Below are 15,979 nucleotides of genomic sequence, written 5' to 3' on the forward strand. Positions count from 1 at the left end.
TCATTCTCCTTTAAAAAATTAACAGTGATAACAATATATTTTTAAAAATAAATATAAAAATTCGTTCTATCTTGTAAAAAGAAAGTACCCAAACCTATATAGAATGATTTTTTATGTACAACCCAAATATTACTAACCAAGAATATATCACTGAACAAAATTCACTTCGACTGAGAAGAAACTTGCGTTTTTAAATAAGGAAATCTCCACTTCATATTAATTGAATTAACGAGAGTAACAACAAAGAAATACCGTTTTATCATGTTAGTCTCCATATTCTAAAAACACCATGAACACTGAGTTCTTGATACATCAATTTTATATAATTTTGTATGTTGTAAGAAAAACCAGGAAAAAAGTACGCCCGTTCCTTTAAGAGAGCACAAATGATTTTATGAATAGTTGAAAAGGCTATAACAAACTGTATCGACTTTTGTTTCCGGGTTGTTTTGGACGGCAATCGTATTGTACCATCACATCAAATAAAGGGATGAGCGAAGTTTCACTTCACTCATCCCTTTATTACACTCCATCTTGTAGCAGCTTACGACCGAAGAAACTATTTCGGCCTTTTCTTCATTTTTTAAGTCGGTAGCATGCATCATTTATTTACATTCTTATGTTTTAAAATAGCATTCTACACTTTCCTTAATTAGTTACGTTTTTGACGGTTACGTAAGAATGTCGGAATGTCTAATGTGTCTTCTTGATGTGAAGGTTGTTGCTCTCTTCTTGGTGCTGGTGTTTCTTGTTGTTGATAAGTTGTTGTTTCTTCGCGTCTTGTTTCACGAGTAGGTGCTTGTTGAGAAGTAGCTTGTTGATTGCGACTTGCACCAAGGCCACCACTACGAGTTGGGCGCATAGGAATTTGTGCTTCATTAAAACCAGTAGCAATAACTGTCACAATGATTTCATCTTTCAAATTATCGTTGATAACAGAACCAAAAATCATGTTAACATCTTCATCTGATGCAGATGCAACTATGTCAGCAGCTTCTTGGACTTCAAATAAACTTAAGTTTGAACCACCAGTAATATTCATTAAGACGCCTTTTGCTCCATCAATCGATGTTTCAAGAAGTGGACTTGAAATGGCTTTTTTCGCAGCTTCAGCAGCACGATTTTCACCAGATGAAATACCTATTCCCATAAGTGCTGAACCTTTGTTCGACATAATTGTTTTAACGTCAGCAAAGTCTAAGTTAATTAAACCAGGTACTGCAATCAAATCAGAAATACCTTGAACACCTTGACGAAGTACATTGTCCGCTTCGCGGAATGCTTCTAACATAGGAGTATTTTTGTCAACAATTTCAAGTAATCGATCATTTGGAATGACGATTAATGTATCAACCGCTTCTTTCATAGCTCCAATACCAGTCATTGCTTGAGTTGAGCGCTTACGACCTTCAAACGTAAATGGACGTGTTACTACTCCTACTGTTAAAGCACCAATTTCACGTGCAATTTGAGCGATTACAGGTGCTGCACCAGTTCCAGTACCACCACCCATACCTGCAGTTACGAATACCATATCAGCTCCACGTAAAGCTTCTTCAATTTGTTCTTTACTTTCTTCAGCTGCTTTTTTACCAATTTCCGGATTTGCTCCTGCTCCAAGTCCGCGTGTTAATTTTGCACCAATTTGTAATTTTATTTCAGATCTTGACAAGTTTAATGCTTGTGCATCTGTATTTACTGCAATAAATTCTACACCTTTTATCCCGTGTTCTATCATGCGGTTAACTGCGTTATTTCCACCACCACCGACACCAATAACTTTGATGACGGCAAGTTGGTCTACACTTGTATCAAACTCCAACATTGCATTTCCTCCTTAAACAACAAGTCTTATAAATCCTATTCGAAAAATTTATCAAGGAAATTACGAGCTTTCCCCATAACGCCTACTTTGTTATCATTACCACTTACTTGCTTTTGTTTTTTAACTGATGGTGTATTTTGTTCAGGTTTTTTTGACTGACCTAATGCGTTGCTTACTCCAAAACGGTTAAAGAATTGATCTTCCATGTAAGCGTAACGTATTAAGCCTACTGCTGTCGTGTATCCAGGTTCACGTACACCGATATACTCTGGTGTGTAAAGTCGGACACGTGTCTGCAAAATATGTCTAGCTAACTGTGAAAGCCCTTCTAATTTTGCGACTCCTCCTGTAATAACTACCCCACCAGGCAAATCTTGTATACCCATTCGATAAAATTCTTCTAGGACAATTTCAAATAACTCTTCCAAACGTACACCAATTATTTCAGATATGTATCTCTGACTATATTGTTCTTTCATATCGGCACCTATAACAGGAACTTCAAACAATTCGTCATCAGATGCATCATCGTAAAAAGCATGTCCATATTGATGTTTAATTTTTTCTGCTTGTTCTGTTGGTGTTTTTAAAACAATAGACAAATCTTTTGTCAAATGGTCTCCACCAACAGGTAGTGAGGAGGTATGTGTTAAATTACCATCTTGGAAAATAGCAATTGTTGTAGAACCTCCGCCAATATCAATGAAAGCAGTTCCATGATTTTTTTCATCTTCCGATAGAGCAAAATATCCGGAAGCTAAAGGTTGTAAATAAATATCGCGAATCTGAAGACCTGCCCGTTCAACACAACGTAAAACGTTATGTAGGATCGTTTTAGATGTCGTCAACATTGTGCCATCCATCTCCAAACGAATACCAATCATTCCACGTGGATCTGTAATTCCATCTAGATGATCAACAATGAACTGTTTAGGAACTAGATTCACTAATTCTCTTTCAGGTGGTATGGACATAACTTGTGCTGACTCTATTACTCGTTCTAAATCATCATCAGTAATCTCACGATTCTCACTATTTACTGCTACCACGCCTTTAACATGTTGCAACATGGCTTGGTTAGCAGGTATCCCTAATACAACTTCGTTTATGGACATACCAATCATACGTTCAGCTTGGTCAATGGCTTTTTTTATGGACTGCACGGTTGCATCAATATCAACTATTGCACCTTTGCGTATCCCATTTGATTTTACATTTCCAACACCAATAACATTTAATGCTCCATTTGTCATTTCTCCGATAAGAACTTTAATTGATGAAGATCCAATATCTAGAGAAACATATAATTCTGTTTGATTCAATCCGTGGCACCTCCTTAAACAACTCTTTACACATCATTCTATTGCATTATATCAAGCTTGTCTAAGTAAAAACTATAAAAATTGTAAATTCTCTTTCAATTCGACTGTTTTTTAGTCAATAGTCCCTTTTCTTTCAGTCCATCTAGTTAGTAATATACGTCTAATTACTGCAATATTTTGAAAGAGACGTACTCCAAATGCAAAAATCGCAGCTAAATATAAGTCAACACCTAAGTGAACCCCTAAAAATGCCAACCCTGCGGCTAATGTAATATTAAAAAAGAATCCAGAAACGAATACTTTATCATCATAGATATGTTGTAACTGAGCACGTATCCCTCCAAAAAGAGTGTCTAATGCTGCTAGGACCGCAATAGATAAATAATTTTCATACTCCGAAGGAATTTGAATATCAGTTAGCAAGCCTAAAGTTATTCCTAGGATAAGTCCAAGTAATGGTAGCCACATAAGTTAATCTCCTTTTGATGCATTTTTCAAGTAATTATTTTTAATAGGCTGGTCATATGCCGGAATACTAATTTGGCCCTGAGGATTCCCAATTATTAAATTTAAATTATCAATATAAAAATCATCCGCAATCATTGATGATTGCAAGTGACTATATAGCAATTCTGCGTCTTCTTTAGTGTCAGTGCCTATTCGAATTTTGAATGGTGGTGTTTGTATGTTTAAACTATTGACGGTTGTTAGTCCATTAATATCACGAATGGGCGAAGAATTAATGATTCGTTTCCTATCAATTGAAACATCATTTCCATTAAACCGATTAATTTCGTTTAGTAAACGAGCAAGTAGATCAGGTGAAATACTTGTTATATTTTTACCTAGTGCAATTGCTTCCAACGAAGGTTCAATAGTTAACTCTAATCCTGGGCTCGTTACTATGGTCAAACCTGCTTTCTTTCTTAACGTCAAAAGTGTTTCATTTAATGCTTGAGCAGGGCTATCAGATTGTAAATTCTCATATGTTGTTATTGTTTCATTGACCGCTCGAATTTTTGATAGCAGATCGGAATGAAGCTGCCTTTCAGCTGACAGCTCCTGTCTGATTTCCCAAATATCACGGGTATCTCGTGATTCTGGTTTTTGAACAGTGTTGTATTGAACTGCAATCATAAAGCCAACAATCAACAAGATAAACGTGAAGCGGACATAAATTCCATGTTTCATTGAACCGCTCCTTTCTTTCCAGTTACGACTTTACGTCTTTTCAACAATATAGTCCTTCAGCTTGTCCACACAAAAGCATTCCTTCAGAGAATGAAATCGACAAATTTTCTATGTATTTAAACTTAGGAACCAAAAAGTACTTGTCCTAACTCCAAACGTAACCTCAGTGTTCCCTTATAGGGTCAGGAAAATGATATTTACTAACTTCTTCCCTCTCCAAGTAGAAGGGGCTTAGACCATTCTAGAAGAATCATGAAGCCGTATTTCTTTGCGTCGCATCAAACTTCGACTGTTTAAACAGTCGGAGCGTCAGTGGATGTCCCTTTACGGGATCAGATATTATCTATCATTCTACAGTGCTGGCATTTGGATTTTTGATTTTTGTTCAATTGTCACCACAATATTATCGTTTACTAATTTGTCTAATACTCCACCAGTAAGTTGTAGGGATGATACTAGTACTGATGTATCACCTATTGCTTCAATTACAAATGGAGCTGGGAATTGTTTTCCATCTACTGTTATGACTGGTCCATTACATTTAATATAAGAAGTGGCATGTATCCTTTGACCATTAATTGAAATCGCTTCTGCACCCGATATTTTCAACTCATTCAACACTTGAAAAACATGACTTTCGTGAACGATATAGTCATTTGGGTTAACAGATGAAGGATCATATTCTGCATCTTCCAGCTGTACTTTAACACCTTCGCCTATTGAAGGAATTACACCAAGTAAAAGACGTAAATCTTCGGCCTCTTTAATCAGACTTTGATATTGTTCTTCACTTCCAGATAGAGACATTTCTACTTCTCTTACTTTTTGTTGTCTCGTTACTAGTTCATTTTCTAATTCCTTATTACGTTCTTGTTGTCCAATGAGTTCTTCACGATAGCGTTCTTCTTGTTCGAAGTATTTGCTAGTGACAACTTCTCCACTTAATTTTTTACTGCTAGATAAACTATATGAATAGGCTAAAATAAAGCCCAAAACTAAGCAAACTAAAGAAAAAAGCACAACCGACCAAGTTTTATTCTGAAGCTTCATTTTCCTCCTCCTCTAACTGCGGGTTATATAATTCTGAATATGTTTGAAAGAATGATCCTACTTCAATATCTATAACACCTTTTCCAGCATCGTCAATTTGAGCAATAATCGATGGATAATAGTTCATTTTTTCAGCGAATGTGGGAATAATCGCTCTAACTTCATATCCATCATTCATAAATAGTCTAATACGGTAAGGATCCGCTTCAGATGGAACAGATTCAATTTGAGATATCATGGTTAATACTTCTTGATTTAATTTAGCAAGTTCTTTAACCATAAGATTTGTGACTTTGGGATTATCAAAGTTACTTAATAAAGGTGCATTAACAAGTGGCATCGTTTCTAAAGTCTGAAATACCAAACCATTTTCTAGCACTAATTCCAGGCCTTTATTGTCAGATTCAATATAAGCAGCTTTTTTCCATTCACCAACTTCTATTGTTACAGTAGTTAGTCCACTACGTCTGACTATGACGTCTTGAATCCATTCTTTTTTTTTCATTTTTTTTTCAGCACTGCTTGTCCTAAATTCCCACATGGATTGCCCTTGCTGTAAACCACTTTGTTCAATATATTCTTCACTTGTCGACAAATTAGCCCCTTTAACGATTATCGTTTGTATATGACTGTATGGAGATTGAAAATAGAGGAGACTTATTAAAGTTAAGAGAAAAATAACGAGCAATAACGTGAACTTACGATTTGTTCTCTTTTTCCGACTTTCTCTTAACGTCGGGATTCGGTCTTCAATATCGATAATCTTATCCACGTTATCCGCTCCTTTCCTACTTTAATCAGTCTTTTGAAAAACGAAGAATAAGTCCTACTACGAGCCATATTGAAAGTAGTGAAGAGCCTCCGTAACTTATAAATGGTAAAGTCACACCTGTTACAGGAAACAACCCAATAACAACCCCAATATTTAAAAAGATTTGAAACCCGATCATAGACTGGAGTCCAGCAATCGCATAAAACCCTATTCTAGTTGGAGCGAGAATAGCTAAACGAAATCCTGTATACAAAAAAAGGATAAACAGACCAATAAGAATTGCTGCTCCAAAAAAACCCATTTCTTCTACGATTATCGAGAAAATAAAGTCGTTTTGGGGTTCTGGTAAATATAAAAACTTCTGCCTACTCTGTCCAAATCCATGTCCAAATAGACCTGCTGGACCAATGGCTAATAAAGACTGAATGCCTTGGAATCCACTGTTTAATGGATCCTCCCATGGATCAAGAAATGCAGATATCCGTTTTAACCGATATGGCGCTGATACAATTAATCCAACTAGAGCGAGAACCCCTAATGTACCAATACTTATAAAAAAGCGCATTGGAAACCCCGCAATAAATAAAAGAGAAAATCCACCAACAATTAATAAAAATGCTGTCCCAAAATCAGGTTGAACTAATATAATACCAGCCGGAATTAGACAAATAAGTATTGGACCTACATATCTTTTTTTCTTGTCATTTTTAACTCCCGCTAAAACACAAGCCAAAAATCCAATAACTGAAATTTTTACAAATTCTGCAGGTTGCAAACTAAAACCAGCAATTTCTATCCAGCTCTGAGAGCCATTTCGAACTATACCAAGTCCAGGTATATAAACCGCAAATAACAAAAAAATGGAAGCGATATAAGCATATAACCAAAATTTCCGATTGGTGATAAAAGGGAGTTTGACAATCACCCAAGCGCTCAGCATTCCTAAAGTTCCATACATTACTTGTTTCCAAAAGAATGGCAAGCTATCTTCGTAGTGAACTTCCCCCCAGTAGGAACCAGCAGAATAAACAAAGCAATATCCAATAATAGTTATTAGTAAACTTGTAAACAGAAATATTTGTGTAGGTTTTTCCTGCAGTTTTGGCATCCTTTCAATCGTTAATGATATTATTTAATTTGTAAAACGGCTTCAATGAAGTCTTCACCGCGCAATTCAAAGTTCGCATATTGATCCCAACTTGCACAAGCTGGTGATAGTAAAATAATATCAAGTGGTTCCGATAAATCGGTCGCTACTTTAACTGCTTGATGAATGTCATCTACTTGTTCCAAATACTTTACACCACAAGATGCTGCAAATTCAATGAGCCTATTACTCGTTTCACCAAAAGCAACTACAGCTTTTACGTGATTCATATATTGGCGCATTTCCTCAAATGAATGGCCACGTTCTAATCCACCCGCAAGCAGAATAGTTGGCTGATCAAAAGCAGCGAGAGCACTTTTGGTTGCAAGAGTGTTAGTAGCTTTTGAATCATTATAATATTTTCTATTCTTCCACTCCCGTACAAATTGTGTACGGTGTTTCACTCCTGTAAATGACGTTAATACTAGCTGAATAGTTTCCTTTGGACATTTCATTAGGATTGCAGTCGCAACAGCAGCTAATATATTTTCTAGATTATGCTCACCCGGTAACTCAATTGATTTTCTTTCTAAATAAATTTCACCTAACCAATAAATATATGTTAAATCCGCACTTATTCCTACTTCTTTACGACCTTTAGTAGAGAATGGCAAGAGCTTAGCTTTTGTCATTTCTGCATACTTAACAACTGAGGGTTGGTCAGCATTGTAAATAAAGATATCTTCATCCATTTGATTTTTGGTTACTGCGAATTTCGCATCTCCATACTCTTTAATTGTCCCATGATAATCTAAATGGGCTTCATATAAATTGATGAGTATCGAGATTTTCGGTCGGAATATATCAATACCCATTAATTGGAATGAAGATAATTCTGTTACAATCACTTGATCTTCTTGAGCTTCCTCTGCTACTTTACAAGCAACTGTTCCTATATTGCCAGCAATTAATGGTCTCTGCCCCCCACTATCTAACATGTTAAATACCAAGGTTGTTGTGGTAGTTTTACCATTTGAACCAGTTATGCCTATAAAAGGTGCATCACTAATCAAGTAAGCTAATTCTATTTCCGTCCATACAGGTATTCCCCTGGATATTGCATCTCTGACAATGGGGTTGTGATAGGGAATACCAGGGTTTTTAATTAAATATTCAAATCCCTCATCTAATAAGTCTTCCGGATGTCTACCACAAATAACTGTAATGCCTTTACTCAATAAATTTTGTGCATCAGGACTTTCTTCAAATGGCTTAGCGTCGTTTACTGTCACAAATGCACCTAATTTATGAAGAAGTTCAGCTGCAGCTACACCACTCTTTGCAAGTCCTAGTACTAATACTTTTTTCGATATGAATTGGTTTATGTGTTTCATTTAAATTACCTCCAGCATTACGACGATAAAGGCTGCAAGGAAGGCCGTTAACCAAAAGACAACAACGATTTTCCATTCAGACCAGCCTGACAATTCGAAGTGGTGATGTATAGGACTCATTCTAAAAATACGTTTACCTGTCGTTTTAAAGCTGATGACTTGGAGGATTACAGATAATGTCTCAATGACAAACACCACTCCTATTATCAGGAGCAATAGTTCTTGTTTAACTAAAATGGAAACCATAGCTAGTGCACCACCAAGTGCTAGTGATCCTGTATCACCCATGAAAACTTTAGCTGGGTTTGCATTAAATATTAAGAATCCAAGTAAAGCACCTGTCACGGCAAAAGCAAATATCGCAATATCTTGTTGATTATAGTATAAAGCTAATAAGCCAAATGTAGTAAACGCAATCGATGCAGTTCCAGATACGAGACCATCCAACCCATCTGTTAAATTTACAGCATTTGAAAAACCAACTAGCCAAAATATCATAAATGCAACATAAGCAACTCCAAAATCAACTGACCATTCTGTAAAAGGAATACTGAGTGTTGTTGCAAAAGGACCTTGTTGAAGTAACAAGAATGAGGCAATTGCTATAATAATTTGTCCAATAAGTTTTTGTAATGACGTTAACCCTAAATTTCTTTTTAGAGCAACTTTTATAAAGTCATCTAAAAACCCAATGATTCCAAAACCAACAAAAACTAAAACAAGAACAATAGTTTGTGTGGTTAACATGTTTAAATAAAAGGCAACTCCTAGTGTGGTTAAGGAAATTGAAACAATGAAGACAACTCCTCCCATAGTAGGTGTTCCCGATTTTTTCATATGTGATTGTGGTCCTTCTTCCCGTATACTTTGACCATATTTCATTCGTTTTATAGCCTGAATGAACAATGGTGTTAGAAGAACGGTTAAAAAGAAGCAAATTGCTACAATCAAAAGTGTTGAAGCCAGTGTCATATGTATTCTCCTTCAGATAAACGATGGAAGTCGTTATTACTATTATTCACTTAAGTATAAATGAATAGTACCGTCTATAGATAATAAACTTTCTGCTTTTGGGAGTTGAGAAATAATCTTATTCCCCGTACCGTGCCATTCAATTTTAAATGGTTCATCCATCATCATCAATTTATTCTTCTCTTGTCCTACAAGTAAAGGCACTCGTCGTTCAATTGGGTCTCCCCAACGATACTCTTTTTCAATTTGATCCTTGTTCGTTTTTAGTTCAATAAAAGGGGCGCTGTCTTCAATAATTTCTCCAACAAGTGGTGCTGCGATGACCCCGCCAAACTGCAAAACATGTTTGGGATTGTCAATAGCTACATATACGACTATCTCAGGGTCGTTAGCAGGGGCGAACCCAATAAATGATACAATATACTGTCCTTCTACATAACGACCGTTAACGGCCTTCTGTGCTGTCCCTGTTTTCCCACCAATTCTCATCGTATCACGAAATGCATTACGGCCTGAACCATTTGCTACAACAGACTCTAATGCTTCACGTACGAGTTTTGAAGTATCTTCTGAAATAACTTGTCGCACTTCAGTTGGTTTATTTTCTAGTAAGATTTCATTCGTTTGTTCATTGTAAATTCGTTCCACTACATATGGTTGAAACAAAGTTCCCCCATTAACTGCCGCTGAAACTGCTTGAACTTGTTGGATAGGTGTTGTCGATATACCTTGACCGAAAGAAGTAGTTGCATGTTCGACTGGGCCATAGCTTTCTTCAGAAAACAAAATTCCTGTGGATTCTCCAGCAATTGAAGATCCTGTTTTTTGTCCAAAACCGAAATCGCGTATGTATTTCGATAGCTTTTGACGTCCAACACGTTGTCCTAATTCGATAAAACCTGGATTACATGAGTTTTCTACAACTTCTAGAAATGTTTGCTCACCATGTCCTTCTCTTTTCCAACAACGTAATCTTGTACCCTCAACCATTGCATAGCCTGGATCATAGAATGAATCTTTTTGTAAATCCACTTTTCCCTCTTCGAGTGCAGCAGCGAGCGTAATAATTTTAAAAGTGGAACCCGGCTCGAATGTCATCGAGACTGGCAAGTTCTGATTATAAACACTCGGACTTACTTTGTCATATTGTAAAGGATGGAAAGTCGGGAAAGAGGCTAGCGCTATGATTGCACCAGTTTTAGGATTCATAGCAATTCCCATAGCTTGATCTGCATCGTATTTCAGCATGGCCTGGGACAATACGCGTTCCATAATTTCTTGAACATCTAAATCAGTGGTTAATTCTACAGTCGCACCATCAGTCCCCTTACCCCATCCGTCATTAACGTGAGGAAGTGAATTTCCTTTAGCATCAGTAAATAAACGCAATGTCGATTGTGTAGATGTTAAGTATTTATCATATTGGAACTCGATTCCAGCCAAACCTTGATGGTCATACCCGGTAAATCCAAGAAGACGAGATAATAACTCTTCATGTGGATAATCTCGAACATAATCTACACCAGTGTATAAGCCAGGAATTTGCAAAGACTGAATTTCAAGTGCTTTTTCTAGTTCAATGTTCTTGCCTTCAGGCGCCAATTTAATTAGAAATGGTTTTTGACTCATTTGTTCGAATAGCTTTTTTTCATCGATATTTAGAGCTGCGCTAAGTTTGGCTGCTGCACTTTCAACGTCTTTGTTTTGTGCAGGCATAAAATAAAGTGTTGGTGCAAGCTTGCTGCCAACAATCAACTGTCCATCTCGATCTCTAATATTGCCTCTTGTTTGTGAAAAAGGAATTTCTCGATCCCAATTCTCTTCTGCTTTTAACGTTAACCATTCATATTGGAAAAACTGCATATAAATTAGTTTCCCTATTGACGCTACGCTTAAGCATAAAAAGACAAGAATCATTGTGCGAACTCTAATTTTTAATTTATGGGGCACTCCCGCTTTCATTTAAACCACACCTTGTTTTTTAACAATCTATGATAGCAAAGGAGTGCCTATTCAATGGTTTAATCTTGTGGGGGAATTTCTTCACCATCTTTATCACTTATTATTGGTGAATTTGTTTGTTCAGGTGTTTCTAATTTAATCACGATTGGCGACTGTTCATTCATTTCAGTGCCTTTGGAGATACTTTGACTAACAACATAACCTTCTCCTACCACTGAAATATTTAATCCAGATAGCATTTGATACACTAACACATGGCGTTTAGACCAGTTTGTAAAATCAGGAATTGTTATAAGTCCATCTGTTTTTAACATTACTAAACTGCCAGGAAGAATTTCAGTGCCAGCCGCAGGAAACTGTTCTTTTATCATTCCATTTTCACCAATAATAATCGGAATAACATTACCATTAAACTCCTTTTGTGCATCAGGTACATCTTTATCTATAACCTTTGGTACAGTATAGGCTTTAATAGACTTCACTTGTTCAGAATCAATGTTCATGTATTTTAAACTATTTTCTGTCACAGACTTAAAAATCTCAGCTACTGGCTTCGAACCTGCTTCATTTGATAGTTTAGGCTTGCTCACCATAATATATACAAGAAGTTGAGGATCGTCAGCAGGTGCCATACCAAGAAATGAATATAAGTAACTATCGGTTCCGAACAAATAACCACCATTTCCATCTGGTTGTTGAGCAGTTCCTGTTTTCCCTGCAACCGTATAATCATTAAGTTTGAAGCTTTGTGCAGTTCCATTTTCTGACGTTACAGTTGACGCTAATATCTCACGAACTTGTTTTGCAGTTGCTGCAGAAATTGGTGTACCTGTTTCTGTAGGTTTGTTATCACTGACTACTTCCTTCGTCAAAGGATTCACTACTTTGTCAATAACATATGGTTGCATCATAACACCATCATTCGCAATTGCTGTCGCCGCTTGAATTATTTGCATTGGAGTAACAGTTGAACCTTGTCCGAATGATGATACCAGGCGATCAAATGGATATTGACTAATAACTTTCCCAGTAGTTTCATTTGGTAAATCAATTCCTGTTTGCTGTCCGAAACCAAACTTATCTAAGTATTCTAAAAGTGCTTTATCTCCCAAGCGTTCCAATAGATAAGCTATTGCAACATTTGATGATCGTTGAAAACCTTCTAAAAACGTAATGGACCCCCAACCAACACGATTATGGTCACGAATAGTATCTCCTAGCAAAGTATATTGTCCTGATTTATAAAAAGCATTAGCATCCCAATTTTTTTCTTCAATTGCAGCTGCCAATGTAAATGTTTTCATAGTAGACCCAGGTTCAATTGTAGTTTCAATTGCTTCATTTAGCCAGTTAACTGATAGTCCTTCCCTTGTTTCAGGATCAAAGGATGGTCGTTGAGTCATTGCTAGGATTTCACCCGTATTTGGATTGGCTACTATCGCTAACATTTTTTCTGGACTATATTGTTCTTCAACACTACTCATTGATTCTTCTAAAAAGTTCTGTATTTTTTTATCGAGTGTAACATGAATATTGTGACCATCATGTGCAGGAGTCACCATTTCTTTTGAGTTCGGTAACAAATAGCCCCACAGATCACTATCATATTGTACTTTGCCATTTTCACCTGTTAATTCTTTGTTATAAACAGATTCAAGTCCCATTTTTCCAACCGTCTGAAATTGTCCATTTTTTTGTTCTTCTTTAACAGCAAATCCAATTAAATGAGAGGAAAATGTTCCATTTGGATACAGACGTTTGGTATCTCTTACAAAGACAATCCCAGGCAACTTTAAATCTGAGATTTTCGTTTTCACTTCATGAGAGATATCACGTCCACTTGAACCAAACTCTACTTGATAGGGTCCGTCTTTAGATAAACGTTCCAATATTTTCTCTTTGGATAAGGGAATAAATTCAGCAAGTGCATCTGCAGTTTTTTCTACATCATTTACATGTTTCGGTACTTCGGGGTTTACAGTTGCTTCAGGGCTTAAAACTGCTACTAACCTATAACTTAATGTATCTTCAGCAATTACTTCACCGTTTGTGTCTAAAATTTTTCCCCGATCAGCAGTAACTATCTGCTCTCTCTCATATTTAGCAGCCGCTTTTGCCGCAAGCACTTGACCCTCTACTTCTCCTGTGGCTTGGATAAAGATTATCCGTGACAACAAAATAAAAAAGAGCCCTCCGAAAAACAATAGCATCAGAAAGGCTCCCCATTGAAATCGAAATCTCTTCTTCATTGTCCTGAAACGACTTTCACATTTTTCTCGTTAAGTTTCAAACCCAATGCCTTCGCTTTCCCCCAAATACTTTCATACGTTGAGAGTTCGCTGACTTGAATAGACAAATCGATATTTTGTTTTTTCGTTTCATCAATTTGGTTTTCGATTGTTTGTATATCACGGTTAGAAGCATGAATGCTTGTTTCTACCTCTAAAATCATCAAACTAAATATTGTAAAGATAGATACAAAAAGGACAAATAAGACTTTTTCTCCCTTTGTAAATATTTTTTTATTAGGATTAGTATCTGGTCTGACTGTTGGCTGAGGAGTAACAATAGGTTGCTGTATGTATGTTGAATATTTCCTAGCGTTCATTGCCATCTAAACACGTCCCTTTTCCTTAATTTTTTCTACAATTCGAAGCTTAGCTGATCGAGAGCGATTGTTATGAAGTAATTCTTCTGCACTTGGTAAAATTGGTTTACGTGTGATTAATTTTAATATAGGCTCCATACCTTCTGGAATTACTGGTAGGTTTGGTGGTAATTCTGGATAGGATGCTGCTTCTTTAAAGATTGTTTTTGTAATACGATCTTCTAGTGAATGAAAGGTAATTACACTAATGCGACCATTTATAGCAAGCATTTCAATGGCATCTTGAAGGGATTGCTCTGCAGCTCCAAGTTCATCATTAACTGCGATACGAATTGCTTGAAATACTCTCTTCGCTGGATGTCCGCCTTTTCTCCTAGCAGGTGCTGGAATACCATCTTTTATTAATTCAACAAGTTGACCCGTGGTTTCTATCGGTGCATCTTTTCTTGCATCTTCAATCTTACGAGCAATTCGTTTAGAAAACTTTTCTTCACCATAACGGTAGAAAATTCGAACTAAATCGTTAAATTCCCAGTGGTTAACAACGTCAAATGCAGAAAGTGTTGCTGTGGTATCCATTCTCATATCTAGTGGTGCATCGTGATTGTAACTAAATCCACGTTCTGGTGTATCTAGTTGTGGTGAAGATACTCCCAAGTCGTAAAGAATGCCATCTACTTTTTCAATTCCCAGTTCTAGTAGTTCTTCTTTTATATCGCGAAAGTTTGCATGAACAAACGTAACTTTGTGAAGATGTTCTGCTAAACGTACCTTTGCACTGTCTATTGCTGTTGTGTCTTGATCAAAGCAAATCAACTTTCCTTTATCACTTAATTGTTGAACTAAATATTCACTGTGTCCCGCTCCGCCTAAAGTACAGTCGACATATATTCCATCTGGACGAATATTTAATCCGTCAACTGTTTCGTGAAGTAACACGGTTGTATGGTTAAACAACGGCTTGTCCTCCTATCTTTTTAAGTTTGTCTTATTCGGTTGTCCCGGCGGCGAGCTAGAGTGGCGTTTCTCGCTTGGGACTCTCGCAATGTGGGTCGTGAAGGATTCGCGACACGATGTCGCGTTCTAAGCCTTATTTCCTTTTATATATCAAAACCAATCATATTTTCTGCTAAGTCATTAAACGAGTCTTCAGACTCTTCAAAATAGGCTGTCCAAGAATTTTTTGCCCATATTTCTATTCTGCTTGAAACTCCCAATACGATACATTCCTTTTCCAAATTTGCATGGGACAACAATGTACTTGGTATATTAATACGACCTTGTTTATCAATTTCGACTTCTGTAGCTCCAGAAAAGAAAAAACGTGTAAATGCACGAGCGTCTTTTTTAGTCACAGGTAGAGCTTTTAATTTTTCTTCGAGTTTTCGCCATTCATTCATAGGATAGCCGAATAAGCAATTATCAAGACCACGCGTTATTACAAACGTATCTTCTAGATGCTCGCGAAATTTTGCCGGGATAATCAGACGGCCTTTCGCATCAACACTATGTTGATATTCTCCCATAAACATGTTACTCACCCCACTTATTGTCATTAATGTACCACATCCCCCCACTTTCCTCCACTGTTTTATAAAAATATCTGCGATTATATTAAAAAATGTGATAATAGTACTTGTTGAGATAGATAAAAAGTCTTCCCCCCCATAGAAAAAAGCCGTCTCAATATTAGAGACGGCAACTGATTAACTTTGGGTTAAATTCTGGAAGTGTGTTTAAATAAGAAAAACCGGGTAAGTGCGCCCGGTCCTATAAGAAAGTATACAGCATCCACA

General features: G+C 36.7%; 14 protein-coding genes. All 14 read right to left on the reverse strand.

Features of this window, described 5'->3' with window-relative positions; genetic code table 11:
- Positions 1-652: 652 nt before the first annotated feature.
- Positions 653-1,825, reverse strand: a complete 1,173-nt coding sequence (ftsZ, locus tag B371_RS0108480; protein ID WP_019413881.1) for a cell division protein FtsZ — start codon at positions 1,823-1,825, stop codon at positions 653-655.
- A gap of 35 nt (positions 1,826-1,860) precedes the next feature.
- Positions 1,861-3,147, reverse strand: a complete 1,287-nt coding sequence (ftsA, locus tag B371_RS0108485; RefSeq protein ID WP_019413882.1) for a cell division protein FtsA — start codon at positions 3,145-3,147, stop codon at positions 1,861-1,863.
- Positions 3,148-3,258: 111 nt separating this feature from the next.
- A complete protein-coding gene (locus B371_RS0108490; RefSeq protein WP_019413883.1) occupies positions 3,259-3,615 on the reverse strand; it encodes a small basic family protein in 357 nt (118 codons plus the stop codon).
- Between the two features lie 3 nt (positions 3,616-3,618).
- The gene (locus tag B371_RS0108495) at positions 3,619-4,338 is read right to left on the reverse strand and encodes a DUF881 domain-containing protein (RefSeq protein ID WP_019413884.1); all 720 of its coding nucleotides are present in this window, start codon (positions 4,336-4,338) and stop codon (positions 3,619-3,621) included.
- Between the two features lie 351 nt (positions 4,339-4,689).
- Positions 4,690-5,388: a DUF881 domain-containing protein gene (locus B371_RS0108500; protein ID WP_019413885.1), complete on the reverse strand. Its 699-nt coding sequence runs from the start codon at positions 5,386-5,388 to the stop codon at positions 4,690-4,692.
- Positions 5,372-6,160, reverse strand: a complete 789-nt coding sequence (locus B371_RS0108505; RefSeq protein ID WP_019413886.1) for a cell division protein FtsQ/DivIB — start codon at positions 6,158-6,160, stop codon at positions 5,372-5,374. The genes B371_RS0108500 and B371_RS0108505 overlap by 17 nt, the downstream gene beginning before the upstream one ends.
- A gap of 25 nt (positions 6,161-6,185) precedes the next feature.
- The gene (gene ftsW / locus B371_RS0108510) at positions 6,186-7,268 is read right to left on the reverse strand and encodes a putative lipid II flippase FtsW (protein ID WP_019413887.1); all 1,083 of its coding nucleotides are present in this window, start codon (positions 7,266-7,268) and stop codon (positions 6,186-6,188) included.
- Between the two features lie 20 nt (positions 7,269-7,288).
- Positions 7,289-8,641 carry a UDP-N-acetylmuramoyl-L-alanine--D-glutamate ligase gene (murD, locus tag B371_RS0108515; RefSeq protein ID WP_019413888.1) on the reverse strand — a complete coding sequence of 451 codons (1,353 nt, stop codon included), beginning with the start codon at positions 8,639-8,641 and terminating at the stop codon, positions 7,289-7,291.
- Positions 8,642-9,613, reverse strand: coding sequence for a phospho-N-acetylmuramoyl-pentapeptide-transferase (gene mraY / locus B371_RS0108520; protein ID WP_019413889.1), 972 nt, complete (start codon positions 9,611-9,613; stop codon positions 8,642-8,644).
- Positions 9,614-9,655: 42 nt separating this feature from the next.
- Positions 9,656-11,575 carry a penicillin-binding transpeptidase domain-containing protein gene (locus B371_RS0108525; RefSeq protein ID WP_019413890.1) on the reverse strand — a complete coding sequence of 640 codons (1,920 nt, stop codon included), beginning with the start codon at positions 11,573-11,575 and terminating at the stop codon, positions 9,656-9,658.
- A gap of 59 nt (positions 11,576-11,634) precedes the next feature.
- Complete coding sequence (locus B371_RS0108530; RefSeq protein ID WP_019413891.1) at positions 11,635-13,785, reverse strand: penicillin-binding protein; 2,151 nt, start codon at positions 13,783-13,785, stop codon at positions 11,635-11,637.
- Between the two features lie 35 nt (positions 13,786-13,820).
- A complete protein-coding gene (gene ftsL / locus B371_RS0108535; protein ID WP_019413892.1) occupies positions 13,821-14,189 on the reverse strand; it encodes a cell division protein FtsL in 369 nt (122 codons plus the stop codon).
- Positions 14,190-15,140, reverse strand: a complete 951-nt coding sequence (gene rsmH, locus B371_RS0108540) for a 16S rRNA (cytosine(1402)-N(4))-methyltransferase RsmH (protein ID WP_019413893.1) — start codon at positions 15,138-15,140, stop codon at positions 14,190-14,192.
- Positions 15,141-15,283: 143 nt separating this feature from the next.
- Positions 15,284-15,715, reverse strand: coding sequence for a division/cell wall cluster transcriptional repressor MraZ (mraZ, locus tag B371_RS0108545; RefSeq protein WP_019413894.1), 432 nt, complete (start codon positions 15,713-15,715; stop codon positions 15,284-15,286).
- Between the last annotated feature and the right edge of the window lie 264 nt (positions 15,716-15,979).

The sequence above is a fragment of the Paenisporosarcina sp. TG20 genome (assembly GCF_000286315.1).
In the GTDB taxonomy this organism is placed as follows: domain Bacteria; phylum Bacillota; class Bacilli; order Bacillales_A; family Planococcaceae; genus Paenisporosarcina.